This is a genomic window from Micromonospora globispora, assembly GCF_003857015.1.
Classification (GTDB): Bacteria; Actinomycetota; Actinomycetes; order Mycobacteriales; family Micromonosporaceae; genus Micromonospora; species Micromonospora globispora.
Genome location: NZ_QGGF01000777.1, coordinates 1 through 547 on the forward strand (window position 1 = coordinate 1; position 547 = coordinate 547).

1 pseudogene is annotated in these 547 nt (G+C 65.1%); it reads right to left on the reverse strand.

What is annotated here, in order from left to right:
• Positions 1–300: 300 nt before the first annotated feature.
• A pseudogene (locus DKL51_RS35990) lies at positions 301–547 on the reverse strand (IS110 family RNA-guided transposase); the annotation flags it as partial.

Consider the following 547-nt stretch of genomic DNA (forward strand, 5'->3'; position numbering starts at 1 on the left):
AGCCTCCACGGCGAACTCGGACACGTCCCACCCGCCGAACACGAGGCACTACACGCGATGACCCACCCGGTCAGCGCACCCCTGAAAACCAGCTAACCAACTCTCCACCAAACCCGGGGCTTGACAATGTGCCGTCACGGGACACAGCCAGCTGCCGGCGTGCCTGGTCTCGCATGATGGTCGACGAAATCCCCTCGCCTGATGCTTGACATGATCACGTCGGGCTGACCGATCCAAGGGCCGGCACGGACTGCCCCATGGTTGGCGCTGCGGTACGTCCGCTCATGGCACCCCTTTATGTCAAGACACCGCTCGGAGGGCGGGTTTAGGCTGGCTGGTGGCGGGTCCGGGAAGTGGCTTGTCCGAAGGACCGATGTCCGGGGTCAGGTCGGTCACGCTGGATTGCAGAGTCGTCCCCGAGTGCCCTCCCGGATCCGCCGCCTGCCTGCGTTTCTGGTCGGCGACCATGCGGGCGTAGACGACGTTGGACAGTCGGCGTTTCAGCGCGCGCATGGCTTCCATCGACGTCTTCCCGGCGCCCTTCTTC